Origin of the sequence: Agrobacterium vitis (assembly GCF_013426735.1) — a bacterium.
GTDB lineage: Bacteria > Pseudomonadota > Alphaproteobacteria > Rhizobiales > Rhizobiaceae > Allorhizobium > Allorhizobium vitis_D.
This window is the reverse complement of the sequence record NZ_AP023272.1, coordinates 1117022-1140338: the sequence shown is the minus strand read 5'-3', so window position 1 is coordinate 1140338 and position 23317 is coordinate 1117022. Positions and strand designations below refer to the sequence as shown.

General features: G+C 57.7%; 13 protein-coding genes and 1 tRNA gene. 10 read left to right on the top strand and 4 right to left on the bottom strand.

The annotated features are described in order from the left end of the window. Positions 1-40: 40 nt before the first annotated feature. Positions 41-4762, bottom strand: coding sequence for a glutamate synthase large subunit (gene gltB / locus H1Y61_RS05010; RefSeq protein ID WP_180573902.1), 4722 nt, complete (start codon positions 4760-4762; stop codon positions 41-43). 713 nt (positions 4763-5475) lie between these two features. Between gltB and H1Y61_RS05005 the strand changes: the two genes are divergently transcribed. Further along, entirely contained in the window at positions 5476-6522 is a 1047-nt protein-coding gene (locus H1Y61_RS05005; RefSeq protein WP_180573901.1) for a threonine aldolase family protein, read from the top strand. A gap of 102 nt (positions 6523-6624) precedes the next feature. Here H1Y61_RS05005 and H1Y61_RS05000 read toward each other — a convergent pair whose 3' ends face one another. Further along, the gene (locus tag H1Y61_RS05000) at positions 6625-7092 is read right to left on the bottom strand and encodes an Hsp20 family protein (protein WP_015917100.1); all 468 of its coding nucleotides are present in this window, start codon (positions 7090-7092) and stop codon (positions 6625-6627) included. 420 nt (positions 7093-7512) lie between these two features. Here H1Y61_RS05000 and H1Y61_RS04995 point away from each other — a divergent pair, with 420 nt between their 5' ends. Beyond that, entirely contained in the window at positions 7513-8520 is a 1008-nt protein-coding gene (locus tag H1Y61_RS04995) for an alpha/beta fold hydrolase (protein ID WP_180573900.1), read from the top strand. A gap of 209 nt (positions 8521-8729) precedes the next feature. Then, positions 8730-9779, top strand: coding sequence for a hypothetical protein (locus tag H1Y61_RS04990; RefSeq protein ID WP_180573899.1), 1050 nt, complete (start codon positions 8730-8732; stop codon positions 9777-9779). Positions 9780-9839: 60 nt separating this feature from the next. Here the strand turns inward: H1Y61_RS04990 and hisN are convergent, their stop codons facing one another. Next, positions 9840-10613 (bottom strand): histidinol-phosphatase, encoded by a 774-nt coding sequence (gene hisN / locus H1Y61_RS04985; protein WP_180573898.1) that lies wholly within the window; start codon positions 10611-10613, stop codon positions 9840-9842. A 351-nt stretch (positions 10614-10964) separates the two neighbouring features. Further along, on the bottom strand, positions 10965-11861 hold the full coding sequence (locus H1Y61_RS04980) for an N-formylglutamate amidohydrolase (protein WP_180573897.1): 897 nt from the start codon (positions 11859-11861) through the stop codon (positions 10965-10967). A 299-nt stretch (positions 11862-12160) separates the two neighbouring features. Here H1Y61_RS04980 and cpdR1 point away from each other — a divergent pair, with 299 nt between their 5' ends. From cpdR1 to H1Y61_RS04945, 7 genes are all read left to right on the top strand, one after another. Continuing rightward, complete coding sequence (cpdR1, locus tag H1Y61_RS04975) at positions 12161-12526, top strand: response regulator CpdR1 (RefSeq protein ID WP_015917105.1); 366 nt, start codon at positions 12161-12163, stop codon at positions 12524-12526. A 264-nt stretch (positions 12527-12790) separates the two neighbouring features. Beyond that, positions 12791-12865: transfer RNA gene (locus H1Y61_RS04970), tRNA-Val, on the top strand. 232 nt (positions 12866-13097) lie between these two features. Continuing rightward, positions 13098-14411, top strand: a complete 1314-nt coding sequence (locus tag H1Y61_RS04965) for an AAA family ATPase (protein ID WP_180573896.1) — start codon at positions 13098-13100, stop codon at positions 14409-14411. Next, positions 14395-15171, top strand: a complete 777-nt coding sequence (locus H1Y61_RS04960; protein WP_180573895.1) for a retron system putative HNH endonuclease — start codon at positions 14395-14397, stop codon at positions 15169-15171. The genes H1Y61_RS04965 and H1Y61_RS04960 overlap by 17 nt, the downstream gene beginning before the upstream one ends. A gap of 391 nt (positions 15172-15562) precedes the next feature. Then, complete coding sequence (locus H1Y61_RS04955) at positions 15563-16990, top strand: mannose-1-phosphate guanylyltransferase/mannose-6-phosphate isomerase (RefSeq protein ID WP_174111690.1); 1428 nt, start codon at positions 15563-15565, stop codon at positions 16988-16990. 324 nt (positions 16991-17314) lie between these two features. Continuing rightward, entirely contained in the window at positions 17315-20659 is a 3345-nt protein-coding gene (locus H1Y61_RS04950) for a transglutaminase family protein (RefSeq protein ID WP_180573894.1), read from the top strand. A 254-nt stretch (positions 20660-20913) separates the two neighbouring features. Beyond that, a complete protein-coding gene (locus tag H1Y61_RS04945; RefSeq protein WP_235680876.1) occupies positions 20914-23310 on the top strand; it encodes a circularly permuted type 2 ATP-grasp protein in 2397 nt (798 codons plus the stop codon). Positions 23311-23317 lie beyond the last annotated feature (7 nt).

Genomic DNA, 23317 nt, shown 5'->3' with positions numbered 1-23317 from the left:
GTGATCGCGATCCCGGATGCCGGGATCGCGCGGTGGCGAATTATTCGGCGGCAACGCCCATGCGCATCCGTTCCATTTCCTCCAGCGCCCGGCGATATTCGACCGGCATGACCTTGCGGAATTTTGGACGGTAATCGGCCCAGTTGTCGAGGATCTGCTTGGCGCGGTTGGACCCGGTATAATGCAGATGGTTGGAGATCAGCTGGTAGAGCCGCTCCTCGTCATGGCGCGTCATGTCTTCCGACACGTCCACCAGCCCCTTGTGCATCAGGTCGCCGCCATGGTGATGCAGCTTTTCCAGCATGTCATCTTCTTCCGGCACCGGTTCCAGTTCCACCATCGCCATGTTGCAGCGCTTGGCAAAATCGCCCTGCTCATCGAGGACATAAGCTACACCGCCGGACATGCCGGCTGCGAAGTTGCGACCGGTTTCGCCGAGCACCACAACCACACCGCCCGTCATGTATTCGCAGCCGTGATCGCCCACGCCTTCAACAACCGCAATCGCGCCGGAATTGCGCACCGCGAACCGTTCGCCCGCCACGCCGCGGAAATAGCATTCCCCGGCAATGGCACCGTAAAGCACGGTATTGCCGACGATGATCGAGTTTTCGGCGACAATCCTTGAGTTTTCCGGCGGACGCACGATGATCCGGCCACCGGATAGCCCCTTGCCGACATAGTCATTGCCGTCACCGACCAGATCGAAGGTGATGCCGCGCGACAGAAACGCTCCGAAGGACTGGCCTGCCGTGCCGTTCAGCGTCACATGAACAGTGTCATCCTTCAAACCCTTGTGGCCCCAGCGCTTGGCAAGCTCGCCCGACAGCATGGCACCGGCTGAGCGGTCCACATTCTTGATATCGACCTCGAACACCACGGGCTGTTTGCTTTCCAGCGCGGGCATAGACTTTTCGATCAACCGGCGGTCCAGTACATCTTCGATGGGATGATGCTGGCGCTCCGTCCAGTAGGTGGCCTCCTTGGGCGCTTCGACCTTGTGGAAGATCTTCGAGAAGTCGAGACCCTCGGCCTTCCAATGAGCCAGCATGTCGTTCTTTTCCAGAAGTTCCGAAGCACCGATAATGTCATCCAGCTTGGCAAAGCCCAGCGAGGCGAGGATTTCGCGCACTTCTTCCGCGACAAAGAAGAAGTAGTTGATGACATGCTCCGGCGTACCCTTGAAGCGCTTGCGCAGAACCGGGTCCTGGGTGGCGACGCCGACCGGGCAGGTGTTCAGATGGCACTTGCGCATCATGATGCAGCCTGCGGCAATCAGCGGTGCGGTGGCAAAGCCGAATTCGTCAGCGCCGAGCAATGCGCCAATAATAACATCACGACCGGTCTTCAGACCTCCATCCACCTGCAAAGCAACGCGCGAGCGAAGACCGTTCATGACCAGCGTCTGCTGGGTTTCGGCCAGGCCGATTTCCCAAGGGCTGCCCGCGTGCTTCAGCGAGGTCAAGGGCGAGGCACCCGTGCCGCCATCAAAGCCGGACACGGTGATATGATCGGCGCGGGCCTTGGCAACACCTGCGGCCACCGTGCCGACACCGACTTCCGACACCAGCTTGACCGAAACATCGGCTGCCGGGTTGACGTTCTTCAAGTCGTAGATCAGCTGCGCCAGATCTTCGATGGAGTAGATGTCGTGATGCGGCGGCGGCGAAATCAGGCCGACGCCCGGTGTGGAATGCCGGGTCTTGGCAACCGTCGCATCCACCTTGTGGCCGGGCAATTGTCCGCCTTCGCCGGGCTTGGCACCCTGCGCCACCTTGATTTGCAGCATATCGGCATTGACGAGATATTCGGTGGTCACGCCGAACCGGCCAGAGGCGATCTGCTTGATGGCGGACCGTTCCGGGTTGGGCGAACCGTTGAACAGAGGCAGGTAGCGGTCGCTCTCTTCGCCGCCTTCACCGGTGTTGGACTTGCCGCCGATCCGGTTCATGGCGACAGCCAGCGTGGTATGCGCTTCACGGCTGATCGAGCCGAATGACATGGCACCCGTGGAGAAGCGCTTGACGATGTCAGCCGCCGGCTCGACCTCATCAACCGAAATCGGCTGGCGCCCCTGATCGGCGGCCTTCTTGATCTTGAACAGACCGCGAATGCTGTTCATCCGCAAGGCGCTTTCATTGACCATGGCCGCGAATTCGCGGTAGCGCTCCTGCGAATTACCACGCACGGCATGTTGCAGCGAGGCAATCGAATCCGGGCTCCAGGCATGGTTTTCACCGCGCAGGCGGTAGGCATATTCGCCGCCGATATCCAGCGAGGTCGCCAGGATCGGGTCCTTGCCGAAGGCGGAATGATGGCGCGCCACCGTTTCCTGGGCAATCTCGGCCAAGCCAATGCCTTCAATGTTGGAGGCTGTGCCGAAGAAATACTGATCGATCAGCTGCGAATTCAGCCCGATGGCATCGAAAATCTGCGCGCCGCAATAGGACTGATAGGTAGAAATGCCCATCTTGGACATCACCTTGAGAATGCCCTTACCGACCGCCTTGATATAGCGATAGACCACTTCGCTGGCATCGACTTCCTTGGGGAATTCGCCATGCTTGTGCATGTCCAGCAGTGTGTCGAAGGCCAGATAGGGGTTGATGGCTTCCGCGCCATAGCCCGCCAGACAGCAGAAATGATGCACTTCGCGCGGTTCGCCGGTCTCGACGACCAGGCCGACCGAGGTGCGCAGGCCCTTGCGGATCAGGTGATGATGCACGGCAGCCGTGGCCAGCAGCGCCGGGATGGCTATGCGATCCGGGCCAATCTGCCGGTCCGACAGGACGATGATGTTATAGCCGCCGCGCACTGCGGCTTCGGCGCGCTCGCAAAGCCGGTCGAGCATTTCGGGCATGCCTTCGGCGCCACGCTCCACATCATAGGTGAAGTCGAGCGTCTTGGTGTCGAAGCGGTCCTCGGTATGGCCGATGGAGCGGATCTTTTCGAGATCCCCATTCGTCAGGATTGGCTGGCGCACTTCCAGCCGCTTGGCGCGGGCCGCCCCCTCGTGATCAAGAATGTTGGGGCGCGGGCCGATGAAGGATACCAGGCTCATCACCAGCTCCTCGCGGATCGGATCGATCGGCGGGTTGGTAACTTGAGCGAAATTCTGCTTGAAATAGGTGTAAAGCAGCTTCGACTTCGACGACATCGCCGAAATCGGCGTGTCCGTCCCCATCGAGCCGATGGCTTCCTGACCGGTGGTCGCCATTGGCGACATCAGGATGCGGGTGTCTTCCAGCGTGTAGCCGAAGGCCTGCTGGCGGTCGAGCAGCGACACGTCGCGGCGCAGCGCCCGTGGCTCAACCGGCTTCAGATCCTCGAGGATCAGCTGGGTACGATCCAGCCATTCCCGGTAGGGAAGGCTGCCAGCAAGATCCGACTTGACCTCCTCATCGGAAACGATCCGGCCCTTTTCCATGTCGATCAGCAGCATCTTGCCCGGCTGCAAGCGCCACTTCTTGACGATCTTCTCTTCCGGCACCGGCAGCGTGCCAGCCTCCGACGCCATGATGATCCGGTCGTCATCCGTCACCAGGTAGCGGGCCGGACGCAAGCCGTTGCGATCCAGCGTCGCGCCGATCTGACGGCCATCGGTGAAGGCCACGGCGGCAGGGCCGTCCCATGGCTCCATCAACGCCGCATGATATTCATAAAACGCCTTGCGCTCCTTGCTCATCAGCTGGTTGCCAGCCCAGGCTTCGGGGATCAGCATCATCACCGCATGGGCCATGGAATAGCCGCCACGAATCAGGAATTCGAGCGCATTATCGAAACAGGCGGTATCCGACTGGCCCTCATAGGAAATCGGCCAGAGCTTGGAAATATCGTCGCCGAACAGCGGCGACGAGACCGATGCCTGACGGGCCGCCATCCAGTTGACATTGCCGCGCAGCGTGTTGATTTCGCCGTTATGGGCAACCATCCGGTATGGATGCGCCAGCTTCCAGGATGGGAAAGTATTGGTGGAAAAACGCTGATGCACGAGGGCCACAGCCGATTCGAAGCGCGGATCGGCGAGATCCTTATAATAAGCAGCCACCTGATAGGCGAGGAACATGCCCTTGTAGACGATGGTCGAAGACGACAGCGATACCGGATAGAAGCCGGTTTCCTGGCCGCCGTACTCGTCATAAATCCGGTTGGAAATCACCTTGCGCAGCAAAAACAACCGGCGCTCGAAAGCGTCCTGGGTCGCGGCATCGCGACCAGCACCAATGAACACCTGAATCTGGCGCGGCTCAGTTGCGGCAATATCCGGGGCCTTGGACAGCGAGGAATTATCGACCGGCACATCGCGGTAGCCAAGCAGGTGCTGGCCCTCGGTCAGACAGACATCGGTGATGACCTTCTTGAAATGGGTGATCTGCTCTTCATCAGCGGGGAAGAAGAAATGTCCGACGGCATATTCGCCAGCCTTCGGCAGGATGACGCCCTGGGCGGCCATTTCCTCGCGGAAAAACCGGTCGGGGATCTGCACCAGAATGCCAGCGCCGTCGCCCATCAGCGGATCGGCCCCGACCGCGCCGCGATGGGTGAGGTTTTCAAGAATGAACAAGCCGTCGCGGACGATCTGGTGCGACTTCTCACCCTTCATATGGGCGATGAAGCCGACGCCGCAGGCATCATGCTCGTTACGCGGATCGTAGAGGCCCTGCTTTTGTGGAAGACCATAACGCTTTAGCGTACCGGCATCGGCTGTCGCCAGCGTCGCATCGGCCGCCACGATTGCTTCGGATGGCATCATCTGCGTCATCGTTTTCCCTCCAGTTGAACCGTCCGGTCGAAACTATCCGATCCGGCACACAGCTATTTGACAAAATCGAATACCGACGGGGGCTTATCGCTGCCCAAACCCGGGGCCAGATTTTAAAGGCGCCCCGCTTGACGTATGCAAAACAGGTCACAAACCTGACCTTTCTGCACAGCTTCTCTCGACCGCTGCAAAAGCAGATATCCCGGTGAGTATAGCGCAAGAGAGCCAGGACGAAAGGCCTAGAAAACCAAAACCCGCCACTCGATTTCTGAAAATATGTCAGTTTCATTGACCTATTTCTGCAAACTATATGGCAGAAACAAATCGGCTTCGCAAGCCATCGGCTCAAAAAGCCGGGCGATGACGCGACAGAATCTGTCTTTTTTAACGATCTGCCGCATGATTCTTTCGTCCGTTGAGGTGTTTGCGCAGGAAACCAATCAGGAGCGCCGAATGCGAAGACAATCGCGCTGGCAATAGTCGGTCCGTCCTGCGACGGCTGATCGGACCGGATTGAACACGGCGGCAAAATCGTTAGGGTCTCTTTATATCAAGTCTCGAAGCTGCTCACGCATCCTCGCCTTGACAGCATTGCAAATATCTCAAATGCAGCAGACGGTTGAGATATTTGCAAAGGGAATACCAAGAGTCATTTTCAATGACACTTGGTACTACGCCCATGGACAAGCGTTACAGCCAATCAGGAAGCCATCATGTTCTTTGCATCCGATAATTGGGCCGGAGCCCATCCCGCCATTGCTGAAAGCCTGATGAAGGAAGCGGCGGGCTATGCCAGCGCCTATGGCACCAGCGATCTCGACCGGCGCGTCGAAGCGCATTTCAATGAGATTTTCGAGCGTGAGGTCTCGGTATTCTTCGTTGGCACCGGCACGGCGGCCAATTCGCTGGCGCTGGCCAGTGTGGCGCGGGCCGGTGGCGTCACCTTCTGCCATTTCGACGCACATGTGAATGCCGATGAAGGCGGCGCGCCGGAATATTTGGCAAATGCCAGCCGGCTCTATCCGGTCGAAGGCCGCGATGGCAAGATGAGTGCGGCAGCCCTGCACACCGCCGTTTCGCGCTTTGACACGCCTTCCGTCCATCAGGGCCGGCCCATGGCGGTGACGATTACCCAGGCGACCGAAACCGGCACCATCTATACACTGGACGAAATCGCCGCGATCAGCGCCATTGCTCAGGCCAAATCCCTGCCCCTGCACATGGACGGCGCCCGTTTTGCCAATGCGCTGGTGGCGCTGGATGCCACGCCCGCCGAAATGACCTGGAAGCGCGGCATCGATATTCTCTCCTTCGGCGGAACCAAGAATGGCTGCTGGTGCGTTGAGGCCATCGTGTTCTTCAACCCCGACATGGCCGAGGAAATGCCCTATATCCGCAAGCGCTCGGCCCATCTCTTCTCCAAGACCCGCTTCGTTTCCGCCCAGTTGGAAGCCTATTTCAAGGATGATCTGTGGCTGGATCTGGCCCGCCACGCCAATGCCATGGCTGAGCGAATGCGCGCCGGTCTCAGCAAAAACAACAAGGCCCGTCTGGCCTGGAATACCGAGAGCAATGAAGTCTTTGCGGTGATCGGCAAGGATGCCGCCAGGCAGGCCGAGGCGCGCGGCGCGAAATTCTACGAATGGCTGGCACCCCGCGATGAGCCCGGATTGGTCGGTCAGGACAATGTGTTGATCCGGTTGGTCACCAGCTTTGCCACGACAGAGCAGGATGTCGATCAGTTTCTCGACATTCTCTAAGCATTCGGGCTTGGACGATTCAGGCTGTGACAGCTTCGACGAACACCCCAAACGCAAAAGGGCGGCCCCAAGCCGCCCTTCTTCATGTCTTTCGGACCCGGATCAGACGACGCGAGACTCGATGGCCTTGGGCGCTTCGACCGGTTCGCTGGCAATGGCGATGCGGCGCGGCTTCATGGCTTCGGGAATATTGCGCAGCAGATCGATATGCAGCAGGCCGTTCTTCAGCGAGGCATTGGTCACCTCGACATGGTCGGCAAGCTGGAAACGACGCTCGAACCCGCGCTTGGCAATGCCGCGATACAGAAACTCGGTCTGTTCGGCCTGGTCTTCCTGGGCCTTTTCACCCTTGACCGCCAGCACATGCGCATGGGCCTCAATGCTGAGTTCGGTTTCATCGAAGCCGGCAACGGCCATGGTGATCCGGTAGGTATTGTCGCCCGTCCGCTCGATATTATAGGGCGGATAGCTCTGGGCCTGATCCGGCTGACCCAGGCTGTCCAACATGGTGAACAGGCGGTCGAAGCCGACGGTGGAGCGATAGAGCGGGGAAAAATCAACGTGACGCATAGATGTCCTCCTGAGAAGCGACGGTTGCGATAATGACGAAGGCAGATACCCCTGATGTGGCGGTGTCTGCCTGATGATGCAGGCCCTTCCGGCGCCTGCGATAAAGAGATGGGAAAGGCGATTTGCGAGTTCAAGACCCCTCGACATGCACGCACCGTGATGGCCGATTTTTTGTGGCTGAATTTTTGATGAATGGCGGGTTTGGCATCGGTTCACCTTGGCCGCACTAGCGTCCCCCTATCAGGAGTGATCCTGGTGACTGAAGAATATCGTCCCTGCGTCTTCAGTGCCTGTTGCCGCCCATTTGTCTTGAAGCCCAATCGTCTTGAAGCAATGGGCGGCTTTTTTCCTTGACCCGATTTCGGTCCGCGCAAATATGCGATATGGAAAACTGACGATTGTGCTTGGAAAGGCAAGGCCATGGATAGCGTGCTTCATGCCGTGGACGGCAATCCCATTCCCGACAATCATCACGCCGGCTTTTTCACCAGTTACGACGGCCTTCGCCTGCGTTATGCGATCTTCAAGAGCGATATCAGCCCGGCCAAAGGCACGGTCGTGCTGGTGCATGGCCGCAGCGAATCCATCGAGAAATATTTTGAAACCATCCGCGACCTGACAGCAGCGGGCCTTTGGGTCGCCACCTTCGATCTGCGCGGCCAGGGCCTGTCCGACTGGACACTTCTGCAAAAGTCCTCAAAACCCAGAGGGGATAAGGAGAAACGTTGGGGCCATGTCCAGCGCTTTTCCGATTATGAGCAGGATCTGGAGCAGTTCCTGGAACAGGTCGTGCTGCCGGATTGTCGCCTGCCATTCTCGATGATCGCCCATTCCACCGGCGGATTGATCGCGCTAGCCGCAGCACCACGGCTGTCCGGTCGCATTTCGCGGCTGGTCCTGTCGGCCCCCTTTGTCGGCCTGCATGGCGAAGCTCTATCGGCGGCAAAGGTGTTCGCACTGGCGCGGCTGGCATCAACGCTCGGGCTTGGCAACCGTCCCTTGTCATCAGCCAGCAAGCCGCACACCTTTGCCACCAATGTCCTGACCTCGGATGCCGCCCGCTTCGACCGCAATATGGCGATTTTTGCCGCCGTGCCGGAGTTGTCGATCAGCGCGCCTTCGGCCCGCTGGCTGCATGAGTGCGCAAAAGCCATCCGGCGGGTCAACGATCCCGCCCATCTGACGGGGATCACCATCCCCACCCTGTTGCTTGCCCCGATGCTGGACGGCGTCGTGCCCTTTAGCGCACAGGAACACCTGGCCCGGCATTTCCGCGCCGCGCAATTGCTGTCTATTCCCGGCGCCCGCCATGAGGTTTTACAGGAGCAAGACCGCTACCGCGAACAGGCGCTTGCCGCCATCCATGCCTTCATTCCCGGCAGCGATCCGATGCAGATCGACGGCGAGGCAGAACTCGTCGGTCTTTGACACGTCCCCTTCTGCCCTTACCGACAACACCAGTAATCCTGCATGGATTCCCGGGCCTGACCCAGGAACTGCTTAAAACATTTTTATCGCTGGCGAACGATCCGAATTGACAGAACTCCAAACGTCAATAATGTACATATTCGTATCGTTTAGTGAGGATGCTCGCTGATCTTCAGCGCTCACTTTGCTTTTCTGGGAGGAGAAAGACAATGAATGCGCCTAAAAAATGGATCCAGAACGAAATCCAATCTCTGGATCCGGAGAAGGACTATGTGCGGATCTGGCGGCTGTCGAGCAGCTATGGCCTCAACGACTTCATGCAGAATTTCATCTATGCACTGACCTTTCCGAATTTCGTCGTGTCGGAATGGGGCGCGCAAGTGGTGTGGCGCGAGGATGGCGGCAAGGTGGTGGATCGCTCTACCAGCCGTGTCGAGCAGACCGGCAGCGCCAACGCCCTGTGGTGGTTCTATGGCCCGCACGATGAGCGGACCAAGAAATCGGTCGAGGGCATTAACAACCTGCATGCCTATTGGGCAAGGCAATATCCGGGTGCGTTTTCCTACAATGAAGATTACATCTACACGTGTGCCTTCACAGCGGTAACCATGCATCGCCTGCGCTTGCGCATGGGGTTGCCAGGGTTTTCGGAAAAGGAACAGATCGCCGCCCATCGGTTCTGGCTGGAAATGTCCAAGCTGTTCGTTGCCGAGAACAATCAGCCGCTGCATGGCTATCCCGAGGATTTCGCGGGGCTGATCACCTATTGCGAGACGATAGAAAAGATGGACAGGCCCAAGCCCGAGCGCGGCAACCTGATCACGACAGCGATTCACGAACAATTCGTCTTCCGCTTTTTCCCCAAGGAAATGCATTGGCTCGGACACCAACTCATCCGCTCCCTGTCGCTGCCCACGACCCTTGAGACCATGCAGATCGAACCTGCCTATCCCATGGCGCAGGAGGTCCTACCCAAATTGATGGGCCTGATTTTCTGGTATCTGGAAACCCAACTGGACGATCCGACGGAAAGCTATATCGAATCACGCGACAAACTGAGCAAGGATGAAAAGGCAGACATCAAAGCCGGCATCCGAGCCCTCGATAAGGCGTTTCCAGAGCATTACGTTTCGCTCTACAAGGACGATCCGAAATTTGCCGGATGTCCGTTCCATGCCAGCCTAAAGATGTCCGAGCAGCAGGGCGACGTTCCCAACGAAATCCAAGCCATCGAAAGCAAAGTCGCAGTGCTTGGCTAAACACAACGACCCAATAGAATGCTACCGGTGGCCATGGAAATTCATGGACACCGGTGGCGATCAATCGACCAAAATCGCGCGCGCCTGCTCGTAGACAGCGGCAGAACTGGCGGCGATGATCTTGCCACCTGCTTCCGGCCGTTCACCCTCCCACGTGGTGATAATACCGCCCGCCTGCTCGATAATCGGAATCAGCGCGCCGACATCGTAGGGCTTCAGCCCCGTTTCGATCACCAGATCGACAAAACCTGCCGCCAGCAGCGCGTAGGCATAGCAATCCACGCCGTAGCGGGTCAGTTGGACCTTGGCCCGCACCGCATCGAAACGCGGCCGCTCGTCTTCCAGAAAAATATCCGGCGAGGTGGTGTAAAGCACCGCATCCGAGAGGCCCTTGCAGGCCCGCGTTGCGATCTGCCGCTGGCCATCCGGTCCACGATACCAGGCTTTCTCCCCATCGGCAAAATAACGCTCGCCGGTAAAAGGCTGGTCCATCATGCCCATTACCGCGTGGCCGTTTTCCTGAAAACCAATCAGCGTTCCCCAGGTGGGCAGACCGGAAATAAACGCCCGTGTTCCATCGATCGGATCGATCACCCAGACACAATCGCGGCCAAGGCCGACATTGTCATGTTCCTCGCCCAGAATGCCGTGATCGGGAAACTCTGCCTCGATCAGCGCGCGGATCGCGGTTTCCGCTGCCTTATCGCCTTCGGTGACGGGATCATAGCCGCCCGCATCCTTGTTGACGACATCCAGCCGTGAGCGAAAGCGTGGCAGTGTCTCGGTCTTGGCGGCCTCGGCGAGGCTGTCGAAAAACGTCTTCTCGGGGCGCATGCGGCTTCCTCAATAAGGTGAACGTGGACGTTTCTTACGGCATAAAAAGCCGGATCGGAATTCGCTCCAGCATAAATTTATCAGGACGACAGGCAGAGCGCCGAATTGCACACCATTCGAGCATTTCCTTGATGCAAACGCCTAAATAATAATCATGATTAAAAAAATGTCAAAATTGCCTTGACATTTGTGCAATGCAAAATATGATACGTCTTACAGTCTTTCGACTGTAAATACCCTCCTTGGGTGTTTCCTCCCTAGACTTGCCGCGCCTCGAGCGCGGTTTTTTTTGCCCTATCGCGCTGTGCATCGCGGGGTCCAGAACCGGCTTCCACTTTTCGGAACAATGTACTATTCGGCGGCGAGCGCGCCATCGCCGAGGCCGGGCGTGGCAATGCCTTTGGAAAGCTCCGCCATCTGACCAATGAACCGCGACAGCACGGCTGCAAGCGAGGCGAAATCCGGTCGCTTTTCCAACGTGGCCTCATCGACATACAGTGCGCGGTTGATTTCGATCTGTAGAGCATGCAGGCCCCTGGCGGGACGGCCGTAATGTTCGGTGATGAAGCCACCGGCATAGGGCTTGTTGCGTACCGCCGTAAATCCAAAATCACTGAGCACCTGCATGGCGGCATGGGTCAGCTCTGCCGTGGCACTCGTGCCATATCGGTCGCCAATGATGAAATCCGGACGAATGGCGCTGCCGCTCAGCCGAATATTGCCCGGCATCGAATGGCAGTCGATCAGAATAGCCGCCCCAAAACGGGCATGGGTGCGGGCAATCAGCCGGCGCAGGCAGGCGTGATAGGGCTTGTAGATCGTCTCGATCCGGGCAATCCCCTCCTCCACGCTCAACCGCTCCCGGTAGATTTCCATATTTTCGGCGACAATCCGCGCAATGGTGCCGAGCCCTCCGGCAACACGTACCGAATGGGCATTGACGTAAGGCGGCAGGGCGCCGGAAAACATCTTCGGATCGAGCTCATAAGGCTCGCGATTGACATCAATATAGGCGCGTGGAAATTTCGCGTAGAGCAAGGGCGCGCCGTGGTCGGGTGCCGCTGCAAACAGCTCATCGACGAAATGATCCTCCGAACGGCGGATGGAAAGCTTGTCCAGACGCGAACGGGCGAGAAACTCCTGTGGATAATCTCTGCCGCTATGAGGGGAATTGTAAACAAAGGGAATGCTATGCTGTTCGGGTTCGCGCACGTCAAACAGCTCGAAATCGTCAGGCCCCGGCTGCATCTCACCCCTTCTTTACCAAATCAGCAATTCATAATGAAACATATGTTGCCAGTTGGCCACCGCGAAGTCCATACTGCATTAATCTTGAAGCGGAATACGGCGTGATAGGAGAATCACGCAGCGCGTATGCAGCAGTTATAATGTGCTACAGCGACCTGTCAGCGCCGCCAAAGACGCGGACAGGTCGCTGTAGTGGCGAAAAATCACACCCGGCTTTCCCGTCTTCACCTGCTGTTTACACGGGCTGGAATATCTGGGAAAGCTTAACACCATGATCCCAGTTGAGTAACGGTCCAGCAATGACTCAGAAAATACTTCTTGCCGAAGACGATAACGACATGCGCCGCTTCCTGGTGAAAGCCCTGGAAAAGGCCGGATACAAAGTATCCTCCTATGACAATGGCGCCAGCGCCTATGACAGGCTTCGGGAAGAACCCTTCTCGCTGCTCCTGACCGACATCGTCATGCCGGAAATGGACGGCATCGAGCTGGCGCGCCGCGCCACCGAACTCGACCCGGACCTGAAGGTAATGTTCATCACCGGCTTTGCCGCCGTGGCACTGAACGCCGATTCCAAGGCTCCCAAGGACGCCAAGGTCCTGTCCAAGCCCTTCCACCTGCGCGACCTGGTAGACGAGGTGAACAAGCTGCTGACCGCCGCCTGAGACCGCCTGATTCCAGCGACTGCGCCGCTCAGATTGGAATCTTCCAATCGGTCGCGATTTGCGACGATCATGCATCGCATCGCAAGCGGCTCGGCAAACGATGCATGCGCCACCTCCTGGCGCATGGTAGATCACGACAGTGAGGCGCTTGCGCGTAAACCCGGAAAAGCCAGCGGATACAATTGCTTGCCGAATTCTTGGCCCAAACCGCGCAATAGCTATTGACGGAACCGGCGGTTTCATGGTTTACCCCCGCCATCGGATGGGCGTGTAGCTCAGCGGGAGAGCACTACGTTGACATCGTAGGGGTCACAGGTTCAATCCCTGTCACGCCCACCATCCAGTTCAGGGGCTTAGCGAGACATCGCTGAGCCCTTTTTCGTTGATGTTGCCAAATCGGGAGTGCAACATACTCCGAGTTGGCTGGTGCGATTTCTATTTCTCCGTGGCATGCTCAACGTTTTAAAATGGTGTAGTGACAGCTTCATTTGAAGCAGATACCGATAAAGGAAAGAAACCTCTTGCCACACGCGAGCGAGGCTAATAGCGGAGCACTGCAAAGGGTATACCAGTGAAAATTAAGAAGCTCACGCTCACTAACTTTCGGCGGTTCAGGAATTTCGAAATCGATTTCCATGAACAGATAACGGTTCTTGTTGCTCGCAATGGCGCTGGCAAGACGAGTGTCCTTGACGCTATTGCATTAGGTTTAGGGTCGTTTCTCACTCGCCTCCCCCTAGTTTCTGGCATTAACCCGGATAAAGCATCTGACCTTTTAGTCCCAGAAAGCGGCCCCAAGCCGCCCTATATGCGCATAAGGTGTGAAACATTTGATGGGATCGTATGGGACCGAACGGAAAAACGTGATCAGTCTCGCGGGACATTAAGAGACATTCCTGAAGCTCAAGGGCTTTCGCAGCTGCACAAGCTTGCAGATAAATTTATAGATGCTGAGAATAGCGAAAATCCTTACGAACTGCCGATCATAGCTTATTATGGCACCGGCAGAGGAGTGTTTGACATCCCGAAAAGAAAGAAGGGATTTGGCAAAGTCTTCCCTCGTTTTCAAGCTTATAAGAGTGCCCTAGAAGCAAGAGCTAATTTTAGACAGTTGGTTGAATACTTTTATTTCCTCTCCGATCAAGAAACACAACTTCAGCGAGAGGCAAGGAGTTTCGACGTTCAAGCTCCAGAATTGGAAGCTGTAAGACGTGCCGTGTATGCCATGCTGCCAAGCTTTTCAAATCTTGAGAAGGCTCTTCCAGCAGGCATCAAGGTAGACTGGAAGCACGACGGCGAAAGCAAGGAATTGCGTATCGAGCAATTAAGCGATGGCTTTCGAACAACCATTGCAATGGTAATGGATATTGCAGTGCGGATGGCGGAAGCAAATCCTCAAATGCCTGATCCGCTTTTCGCACAAGGCATAGTCCTCATTGATGAAGTTGACCTTCATCTTCATCCCGGCTGGCAGCAGCATGTGTTGTTAGACCTCATGAGGGTCTTTCCGAAAATACAGTTCATCGTCACTACTCACAGCCCCCAAGTCGTGTCTTCGGTCAAACCGGAGTGTGTGCGTGTAATCGATTGGCAGGATGGTGAAGCATTTGTGCGACCGATCCAATTTTCTGAGGGCGCAGAGGCACAACAAGTGCTGCTTGACGTGCTAGACGTTCGGTCGCCGCGAGCGACCGATTTGGAAATCGTTAAGAAATTGGGAAAATACCAAGAGCTGGTTGCCCAAAACCTTTGGGACACACCCGAAGCAGTCGATCTCCGACGTGAACTGGATAAATGGGGCGCTCAAAAAGAACCTGAGCTTAGGCGTCTTGACATCGACATTCGTTTGAAAACTTTGGGCCGTCGAAATGAAACGAATAAATAAAGGGCAGGAGCCGCGTAGTTTAGAGCAATATCGTGCTGCAAACCCTACTTCGAACTGGAAGTTGTGCGTTGCCGATCAAGATAGGCGAGATGAAATCCAAAATCATCTGCGGCAGGACCAAGGCGGTATTTGTTGTTATTGCGAAATTGACTTGATCCCTGCGAATGTCGGTAAGGCTGATTTTCGCGTCGAGCATTTTCACCCAAAATCGGATACCTCTACTGAGTTCAATTGGCACCTCGACTGGCAAAATCTCTTCTGTTGCTGCCATGGTGGAAGCGAGAAATATGTCAATTCCGCAGAAGCTCGTTTCACCAGTCCTGATACGTCCTGTGATGTGCCCAAAGAAGATAACGATTGGGATAGCCTGATTTTCAAACCATCTGATTTACCTGCCTTTCCCGGTATATTCAAATTTCACCGGGTAGATGGTTCTGATCAGATTTCTATTGAGGTTGACGACAAGGGATGCACAGCGGCGGGCGTGGATTTAACAATAGCCAAACAAACTATAGATATGCTGAAGCTCGACGCGCCGCGATTGAAACGCCTTCGAAAGGTAGAGTTGGACTACCTCAATGAAATTGTGGAACGCTCATTAGAGGCAGGCAAGGAAATCGAAGAAATATTAAGAGAGTTAACCTTGTCCCAGTTGGTGAAGGATGAGGATGGCAACTGGCCCAGTTTTTTCTCTGCGAAAAGAAGCTATTTAGGACACGCTGCCGAACAGCACTTAAGGACTACCGGCTACAACGGATAATCAACCGCGCCTTGACCGTTCGAGGTCCTAATCGATCATGATCGGTCGCATGTCTTCGGTGACAGTCTGCGTGTAGGTCTTGTGAGTAACGCGAGAACCGGGCGCGTGGCCTAGCCGGGGCTGTAGCAGCCCGTCGGAAACGACCTTCACATGTCGCTATGCCAACGCCGGATGGGATCATCTTGCCGCATACACTGTCTAAAATTATAGAATTGCGTGTTCCGCATAAACCATCTCAGCAAATCTATACCATGGCAACAGAGCTAGACTTGGATCGCTCACGGAAAAATGCAACAAACCCCTAACACTTCTGCGCAATCTCTTGGGTTCGAATTGGCCGTTGGTGCCAAACCGGCATAAGGTGACCATCGCGCAGCAGAAAGGACCGAGAATGACCGATAAAATCGTCCCCGTCATCATGGCAGGCGGCAAGGGTACGCGGCTCTGGCCGCTATCGCGCGCCACCGCCGCCAAGCAGTTCCTGAAAGTGGTGGGCGAGGAAACGCTTTTTCAGTCCACCTTGCAGCGCGTCAGCGATACCAGTCTTTATGAAGCGCCGTTGGTGGTGACCAATGAGGAGTTTCGCTTCCTGGTCGCCGAACAGGCGCGCGAACAGGGCGTGGCGCTGTCAGGCATCCTGCTGGAGCCGGTGGCGCGCAACACGGCAGCCGCCATTGCCGTCGCCGCCCGCGTCGTTGCGGAACGATTCGGGCCTGATGCGGCCCTGCTCGTGCTGGCGTCCGACCACGCCATCACCGTCGATGCCGTCTATCTTGCCTCGATCACGGCTGCGGCCACCGCCGCACGGAGCGGCAAGCTCGTCACCTTCGGCATTACCCCAACGGAGCCGGCCACCGGCTATGGCTATATCGAACTGGGTGCCGATCTCGGCAACGGTGCCCATGCCGTCAGTCGTTTCGTTGAAAAGCCGGATGCGCAAAAGGCGCAAGCCCTGATCGATGCCGGAAATTACTATTGGAACTCCGGCATGTTCCTGTTTTGCGCGACAAATATCATCGACGAACTGGAGCGCTACGCGCCAGAGGTGATGGCAGCCGCGACAGAGGCCGTCGCCAAGGCCACCAAGGATATCGATTTCATCCGGCTCAATACCGAGGCCTTTACCGCAGCCCCTTCGATTTCCCTCGATTATGCGGTGATGGAAAAAACCGCCAATGCCGCCGTCGTCCCCTCCGCCATCCAATGGTCGGATCTCGGCAGCTGGGACGCGGTGTGGAAAATCGGCGACGCCGATGCCGACGGCAATGTCGTCAAGGGCAATGCCACCGTCCACAACACCCGCAATTCACTGGTCATCTCGCGCAACAGTCATCTGGCCGTGCAGGGCATGGACGGCGTCGCGGTGATTGCCAGCGAAGACGCGGTCTTCGTCGGTCGGCTGGACGAGGCCCAGGAGGTTGGCAATCTGGTCAAGCTTCTGGCCAGCGACAAGAAGACGGCAAACCTCACCGAGACCCATCCGACTTCGCTGCGGCCCTGGGGCGGCTATACGTCGATCCTCAACGGTGACCGATTCCAGGTGAAGCGGCTGTTCGTCCACCCAGAAAAGAAATTGTCGCTGCAAAAGCACTTCCATCGGTCCGAACACTGGATCTGCGTGCGCGGCACCGCCGAAGTGACGATCAACGACAAGGTGACCATGCTCTATGAGAACCAGTCGATCTATATTCCGCAAGGTGCGGTGCATCGGCTTGGCAATCCCGGCAAGATCATGCTGGAAATGATCGAAATTCAGACCGGCTCCTATCTGGGTGAGGACGATATCGTCCGGCTGGTCGATGAGTTCGGGCGCACCTGAGGGGTTTAACGAGGTTGGACACGGCAGGCGGCTTGCCCTGCCGTCATGCTCGGCCTTGTGCCGAGCATCTAACCTCGGCTGACCATTTGATACCGTCGAAAATTCCTCCACCAGAGGCAGATCCTCGGGACAAGCCCGAGGATGACGCTCTGGAGACAGCATCGAGCAAAGGTGCCAATATCCGAGGGTCAGGCGACGGTTTGCAGCCTCCCAAATCACTGCCCAACAAATTCCCAAGAAGCCGACTTGCTTTATTTCTGTGCATTGCACAAGATCAGGCACAATCAGAATGGCATTAGGTCCGGACCACGGACGAGGGGTTTCATGGCGATCAAGGCAAGCATTTATCATCTCACTCATTATAAATATGACACGCCGATCCGCCTGGGGCCGCAGATCATTCGCCTGAAACCGGCGGCCCATTCCAGAACAAAGGTTCTGAGCCACTCCCTCAAGGTCACGCCCGAAAATCACTTCGTCAATCTCCAGCAAGATCCCTACGGCAACTATCTGGCCCGTTTCGTGTTTCCCGATCCGGTCACCGAGTTCAAGATCGAAGTCGATCTCACCGCCGATATGAGCATCTACAATCCCTTCGATTTCTTCACGGAGGAAGAGGCCGTCACCTGGCCGTTCGAATACCCGGAAGATATCCGCGAGGATCTGGCGATCTACAAGAAACCAGAGCCGGACAGCCCTGCGCTCGATTCCTATCTCAAGACCCTGGACATGACGCCGGGCCAAGGCACGGTCGATATGATCGTCGCGCTCAATGCCCGCCTGCAAAGCGAAATCGGCTATGTGATCCGCCTGGAGCCAGGCGTGCAGACACCGGATGAAACGCTGACCTCGGCGCGCGGCTCCTGCCGCGATACCAGCTGGTTGCTGGTGCAGATTCTGCGGCATCTGGGCTTTGCCGCCCGCTTCGTCTCCGGCTATCTGATCCAGCTGAAGCCGGATCTGGAAGCGCTGGATGGCCCCTCCGGCACCAAGGTGGATTTCACCGACCTGCATGCCTGGGCGGAAGCCTATATTCCCGGCGCTGGCTGGATCGGCCTGGACCCGACCTCCGGCCTGATGACCGGCGAAAGCCATATTCCACTGGCCGCCACACCGCATTACAAAAACGCCGCGCCGATTTCCGGCGGCTATTTCGGGCAAGCAAAAACCGATTTCGATTTCGACATGAAGGTGACACGGGTTGCCGAGCATCCGCGCATCACCAAACCGTTTTCCGATGAAAGCTGGGAAGCGCTGAATGCGCTTGGCCTGAAGGTTGATGGCGATCTGAAGGCCCATGACGTGCGCCTGACCATGGGCGGCGAACCGACCTTCGTGTCGATCGACGATTTCCAGTCGGCGGAATGGAATACAGATGCGGTTGGCCCGACCAAACGGGCGCTGGCCGATCAGTTGATCCGCAAGCTGCGTACCCGCTTTGCCCCCGGCGGCTTCCTGCATTACGGCCAGGGAAAATGGTATCCGGGTGAAAGCCTGCCGCGCTGGACCTTCTCGCTCTACTGGCGCAAGGATGGCAAGCCGATCTGGCATAATCCGGACCTGATTGCCGCGGAGACAGCCGATACCAATGTGAGCCATGAGCAGGCCCAGGCGCTGATGGCTGGCATTGCCACCGAGCTGGAGATCGAGCCGGACATGATCCTCCCGGCCTATGAAGATCCCGCAGCCTGGATCATCAAGGAAGGCAGCCTGCCGGAAAATGTCGATCCGTCCAATTCCAAGCTGGAAAGCCCGGAAGAGCGCGCCCGCATCGCCAAGGTGTTTGAGCGCGGTTTGACCATCCCCACCGGCTATATCCTGCCGGTCCAGGCCTGGAACGCCAAGGCAAGCGGTCGGCGCTGGATCAGCGAGAAATGGCGCACCCGGCGCGGCAAGATCTTCCTGATTCCAGGCGACAGTCCCGTTGGCTTTCGCATGCCGCTCGGCACCCTGCCCTATGTGCCGCCCTCGCAATATCCCTATATCCACACGGCAGACCCTTCCATCCCACGCACACCGCTGCCGGATTTCGGCCCGGATGCCCGCGAAGGCCGGGCGCTGTCGGAAGCCTCGCGCAAAACCAGCGACGCCCAGCAGGACCGCAACGAACAGAATATTGCCGGCTCAACCGGTGATATAACCGGCGCCGTGCGCACCGCCATGAGCGTCGAGCCGCGCGATGGCCGGCTTTGCGTGTTCATGCCGCCGGTGGAGCGGATCGAGGACTATCTGGAACTGGTAGCCGCCGCCGAGACCGCTGCGCACAATCTCGGCCTGCCGATCCACATCGAAGGCTATGCGCCGCCACAGGACGAGCGCATCAATGTCATTCGTGTCGCGCCCGATCCTGGGGTTATCGAGGTCAATATCCACCCCGCCGATAGCTGGCAGGATTGCGTGGCCACCACTGATATCATCTATGAAGAGGCCCGCCAGACGCGGCTTGGCGCCGATAAGTTCATGATCGACGGCCGCCATACCGGCACCGGCGGCGGCAACCATGTGGTGGTCGGCGGCGCCAATCCCGGTGACAGCCCGTTCCTGCGCCGCCCGGATCTGCTGAAAAGCCTGGTCCTGCATTGGCAGCGCCATCCGGCTTTGTCCTATATGTTCTCGGGCATGTTCATCGGCCCGACCAGCCAGGCGCCGCGCTTTGATGAAGCCCGCCATGATACGCTCTACGAGCTGGAAATCGCGCTGGCCCAGATTCCCATGCCGGGCAATGGAACTCTGCCGCCCCTGCCATGGTTGGTCGACCGGCTGTTTCGCAACCTGCTGACCGATGTTACCGGCAACACCCATCGTTCGGAAATCTGCATCGACAAGCTGTTTTCGCCTGACGGCCCAACGGGGCGACTGGGTCTGGTCGAATTCCGGGGCTTTGAAATGCCACCGAATGCCCGCATGTCGCTGGCCCAGCAATTGCTGGTGCGAGCGCTGATCGCCAGGTTCTGGAAGAGCCCGATCGGTGGAAATTTCGTGCGCTGGGGCACGGCATTGCACGACCGCTTCATGCTGCCGCATTATCTCTGGCAGGATTTTCTCGAAGTGTTGTCAGACCTGCGCGAACACGGCTTCGACTTCAAGCCGGAATGGTTTGCCGCCCAACTAGAGTTCCGCTTCCCCTTCGTCGGACAGGTAGAATACGAAGACAGCAAGCTGGAGCTGCGCCAGGCGCTGGAGCCCTGGCATGTGATGGGCGAGGAAGGCGCCATCGGCGGCACCGTGCGCTATGTCGATAGTTCCGTGGAGCGTTTGCAAGTCAAGCTGGAGACCGCCAATCCCGACCGGTACACCATTGCCTGCAATGGCCGCCGCCTGCCGCTGAAGAAAAGCGGTACCAATGGGGTAGCCATCGCCGGGGTCCGCTACAAGGCCTGGCAACCGGCATCGGGTCTGCATCCGGTCCTGCCTGTAAACACACCGCTAACATTCGACGTTTATGATATATGGACAGGGCGGTCGATCGGTGGTTGTGTGTATCATGTCGCGCATCCCGGTGGTCGCAGTTATGATACTTTCCCTGTGAATGGCAATGAAGCGGAGGCTAGGCGGCTTGCGCGGTTCGAACCCTGGGGCCATACAGCCGGATCTTATCCGCTGTGGCCGGAAGCCGTCTCGCCGGAATTTCCGCACACATTGGATTTGCGGCGACCACACGGGATCTAAGCGTGTCGCGTAAAAGTGTGAAACGGTTTTACGGCAACGACATGCTTCAGCAAGAAGCTATGTCGCGTAAAAGTGTGCAGCGGTTTTACGGCAACGACATGCGTCAGCAAGAAAGCATGTCGCGTAAAAGTGCCTAGCGGTTTTACGGAGACGACATGCGTCAACAAGAAGCCATGTCGTTCCGGTAAACATGCGAAACCGTTTTACGAGAATGACATGCTTCGGCAGGAATGAAGATGACGAAGCGTACGGCCATGGAGATGGACAGGCTGGAGAAGGACCCCGGAGCGGCGTTTGCCGATGGCTACCGGGCCTTGCCCGGCGCTGCCGACGAAATGCTGGACCGGGACGGAAATATCCGTCCGGTCTGGCAGACTTTCGTCGCCGCCATCAACGGCATGGATGAAGAGCAATTGCACGAGCGCTTCGCCCGTGCCGACCGCTATCTGCGCGATGCCGGGGTCTTTTACCGTGCCTATGGGTCTGCCGGTCCCACCGAGCGGGCCTGGCCGTTCTCCCATATTCCAGTGCTGATCGCCGATGCCGAATGGCAGATTCTGGCGCGCGGCCTGGTGCAGCGGGCCGAATTGCTGGAACAGGTTGTCGCCGATATCTACAGCGATAACAGGCTGGTGCAGGAAGGCTTCATTCCGCCGGCATTGATTGCCGCCAATGGTGAATTCCTGCGGCCTCTGGTCGGGGTGAAACCGGCAGGTGGCCATTACCTGCATTTCTGCTCCTTCGAGATCGGCCGTGGGCCAGATGGCGCCTGGTGGGTGCTGGCCGACCGCACGCAAGCACCTTCTGGCGCGGGCTTTGCGCTGGAAAACCGGGTGGCGACGGCGCGGGCCTTTTCCGATATCTATGCCGAAACCCATGTCCACCGGCTTGCCTCGTTCTTCGGGGCATTTCGTGATGCGCTTCAGGGCCACAAACAAAGCCCTGATGACCGGATCGCCGTGCTGTCCCCCGGCCCGGCCAATGAAACCTATTTCGAACACGCCTATATCGCCCGCTATCTCGGCATCATGCTGCTGGAGGGCGAAGACCTGACGGTGGTGAACGGCAAGGTCATGGTGCGTACCGTGGCCGGGCTGAAGCCGATCGGGGTGCTCTGGCGCCGTTTGGATGCGGCCTTTGCCGATCCGCTGGAGCTGAACCAGCTCAGCCATATCGGCACACCGGGCGTGGTGCAGGCGCTGCGCAACCAGGCGGTCACTTTCGTCAACGCGCTCGGCTCCGGCATTCTCGAAACCCGGGCGCTGATGGCTTTTCTGCCGACCATCTGTCGGCATCTGCTGGGTGAGGACCTGTTGCTGCCCTCAATTGCCACCTGGTGGTGCGGGCAAAAACAGGAGCGCGACCATGTCGCCGGCAATATCGAGAAAATGGTGATCGGTCCGGCCTATTCCCGCCAGCCGTTTTTCGACGACAACAGGCAATCGGTGCTCGGCGCGACCTTGCGGGAAACCGCCCAGCACTCGATTGCCAGCTGGCTGGAAACCGACGGCGCCAAGCTGGTCGGTCAGGAAGCCGTGACGCTCTCCACCACCCCCGCCATGGTCGATGGCAGACTGCAACCGAGGCCGATGAGCTTGCGGGTGTTTGCGGCACGCACCAAGGACGGCTGGCAGATCATGCCGGGCGGGTTTGGGCGGATCGGCAGCGGCAGCGATGTGGCGGCGATGGCCATGCAGGCCGGCGGGTCTGCCGCCGATGTGTGGATCGTTTCCGAAAAGCCGGTCGAGCGGATCACGCTGCTGCCAGCCGAAGAACAATTTACCCGCAACATGCCAGGCAGCCTGCCCAGCCGCGCCGCCGACAACCTGTTCTGGCTTGGCCGCTATATTGAGCGGGCCGAAGGGGCGCTGCGAATCCTTCGTGCCTGGAATGCCCGCTTTGCCGAAACAGCTGATCCGAAACAGCCGCTTCTGGCCTTTGTCAGCGACTATCTGGAAGCACTGGACATCAATACAGACCAGGGCGTGCCGGAAAGTCTGCTCGGCAATATCAACAGCGCGGTCTATTCTGCCAGCAATATCCGCGACCGGTTCTCGCCGGATGGATGGCTGGCGCTGAATGATCTCGCCAAGACCGCGCGGCGTTTTCATGAAAAGATCAAGCCCGGCGATGACGCCTCGCATGCCATGACCATCCTGCTGCGTAAGCTGGCGGGCTTTGCCGGTCTGGTGCATGAAAACATGTATCGCTTCACCGGCTGGCGTTTCCTCGCCATCGGCCGCTACCTGGAGCGCGGCATGCACATGACCCGGCTGCTCGGCCATATGGCAGGGCAGGATGCGCCGGATGGCGCGCTCGACATGCTGCTGGAGATTGGCGACAATGTCATGACCCATCGGCGGCGCTATAACGTCAACACCGCCCACCTGACCGTGACCGATCTTCTGGCGCTCGACCCGCTCAATCCGCGCTCCATCCTGTTTCAACTCAATGAGATCCATAACGAAGTGGAGCAATTGCCCAATGCCAAGGTCAACGGTCAGATGTCACGCTTCCTGCGCGAAACCGTTCGGCTGCATTCAAGCGTGGCGGTGATGACACCGGAAATGATGACGCCTGATATCTACAATCATCTGGAAAAAGAATTGGAATTGCTGTCAGATCTTTTGGCGCAAACCTACCTCGGATGAGCAAAGA

What these genes read in the sequence shown, in the direction of transcription:
- gltB (WP_180573902.1), bottom strand. Translation starts at nt 4,762, where the DNA reads ATGACGCAGATGATGCCATCCGAAGCAATCGTGGCGGCCGATGCGACG.
- H1Y61_RS05005 (WP_180573901.1), top strand. Translation starts at nt 5,476, where the DNA reads ATGTTCTTTGCATCCGATAATTGGGCCGGAGCCCATCCCGCCATTGCT.
- H1Y61_RS05000 (WP_015917100.1), bottom strand. Translation starts at nt 7,092, where the DNA reads ATGCGTCACGTTGATTTTTCCCCGCTCTATCGCTCCACCGTCGGCTTC.
- H1Y61_RS04995 (WP_180573900.1), top strand. Translation starts at nt 7,513, where the DNA reads ATGGATAGCGTGCTTCATGCCGTGGACGGCAATCCCATTCCCGACAAT.
- H1Y61_RS04990 (WP_180573899.1), top strand. Translation starts at nt 8,730, where the DNA reads ATGAATGCGCCTAAAAAATGGATCCAGAACGAAATCCAATCTCTGGAT.
- hisN (WP_180573898.1), bottom strand. Translation starts at nt 10,613, where the DNA reads ATGCGCCCCGAGAAGACGTTTTTCGACAGCCTCGCCGAGGCCGCCAAG.
- H1Y61_RS04980 (WP_180573897.1), bottom strand. Translation starts at nt 11,861, where the DNA reads ATGCAGCCGGGGCCTGACGATTTCGAGCTGTTTGACGTGCGCGAACCC.
- cpdR1 (WP_015917105.1), top strand. Translation starts at nt 12,161, where the DNA reads ATGACTCAGAAAATACTTCTTGCCGAAGACGATAACGACATGCGCCGC.
- H1Y61_RS04960 (WP_180573895.1), top strand. Translation starts at nt 14,395, where the DNA reads ATGAAACGAATAAATAAAGGGCAGGAGCCGCGTAGTTTAGAGCAATAT.
- H1Y61_RS04955 (WP_174111690.1), top strand. Translation starts at nt 15,563, where the DNA reads ATGACCGATAAAATCGTCCCCGTCATCATGGCAGGCGGCAAGGGTACG.
- H1Y61_RS04950 (WP_180573894.1), top strand. Translation starts at nt 17,315, where the DNA reads ATGGCGATCAAGGCAAGCATTTATCATCTCACTCATTATAAATATGAC.
- H1Y61_RS04945 (WP_235680876.1), top strand. Translation starts at nt 20,914, where the DNA reads ATGGAGATGGACAGGCTGGAGAAGGACCCCGGAGCGGCGTTTGCCGAT.